Genomic DNA, 1,279 nt, shown 5'->3' with positions numbered 1-1,279 from the left:
GCCTTCATGAAGTTGCTGGGCTACGTGGACCTGCCGGGCATGAACGCCCCGACGGAAATCGCGGTGACCACCGGCTTCGACCAGTTCCAGACGGCGCTGCCCGGCAGCGGCGAGTTCATGGGCCAGAGCAACTCGCCCCTGACCGACGGGGCCAAGCGGGCGAGCTTCAGCGGTTCCGGTGCCAATGCCAACCGCTATGCCAAGGCCGGCGTGGCGGTGGTCATCTCCAAGTCGGAGAAGAAGGCTGCCTTCATCGACCTGAAGCCCTTGTTCACGTACGTCAACGGCGTGTATTTCGGCTCGGGCCCGACGGAGTTCACCAACCTGGGACAGGCCGACAACCAGTGGCCCTACACCTTCGCGAACAAGCCGCAGCAGACGCCCACCGTGATCAGCACGGTGACGCTGAACCAGCAGGTGCTGGTGGCCTCGCGCGGCGACCGCAAGATCCAGTGGGTGCGCTTCGCGGCCGACGGCAACAGCGGCAGCGTGGTGCGCGAGTTCCGTGACCAGCGCATGACCGACCCGGTCGCGGTGGAAGACGCCGACAACTTCGCCAGCGACAACATGGTGCTGAGCGTGGCCGACTACACCGGCAAGGCGATCTCGAACTACCGCTACGGCGCGGTCGTGTTTGCCAACCGCGGCGGCTCCTGGTCCTGCCAGCCGCCCGGCGGCTGCCCGGTCCAGCCCACCAGCGGCGTGAACGTCGAGTTCGGCGGCAGCTATGCGGTGGAGGGGCGACCCTTCACCGTTCGGACGGCCAACGTGCCCTGACCTGCCGGCATCGTTCGTCAACCAGACAGAGGTGGCCCGCCTCCGCGCGGGCCATTTTTTGGGCGACGCACAGTTCTTCTCATGAAAAGGCATGGCGAGAGCCATCCTGAAAACGTGGGGAAGTTGCGTTGCAATCGTTAGGAAGCACAACCTTAGTAACACGCTCCTGGGGAAGCGCGATACACACAGGAAAAGAAGTGCAAGAGAAGTTGCCCCCAGGGGCATAGGCCCGTACAAACCCGAACTTCACCAATATTGGAGGGATTTGCTTGAAAGTCATGGATAAAAGCGCGCTTCTGCTTTTTGTAGCAGCAGGTGCACTCGCCGGTTGCGGCGGTGGCGGCGGAAATAACGGCGGCGGATTTGCCGCTTCGGCAGGCCCGGATACGGCCGCAGCCTCCTCTGCGACGACAACCGCTTCTTCTTCGCCGACCGATTCGGCAGCGACGGCCAAGGAAGGCGTGGCGCTCGACAAGGCGCTCGACTCGACCTGGACCAAGAT

2 pseudogenes are annotated in these 1,279 nt (G+C 63.8%); both read left to right on the top strand.

Annotated features, from left to right (window positions below):
- A pseudogene (locus A8M77_RS36380) lies at window positions 1–777 on the top strand (hypothetical protein); the annotation flags it as partial.
- A gap of 269 nt (window positions 778–1,046) precedes the next feature.
- A pseudogene (locus A8M77_RS35975) lies at window positions 1,047–1,279 on the top strand (hypothetical protein); the annotation flags it as partial.

The organism is Variovorax sp. JS1663 (assembly GCF_002157355.1).
In the GTDB taxonomy this organism is placed as follows: domain Bacteria; phylum Pseudomonadota; class Gammaproteobacteria; order Burkholderiales; family Burkholderiaceae_C; genus Variovorax.
This window is presented reverse-complemented; position numbering and strand designations above follow the sequence as displayed.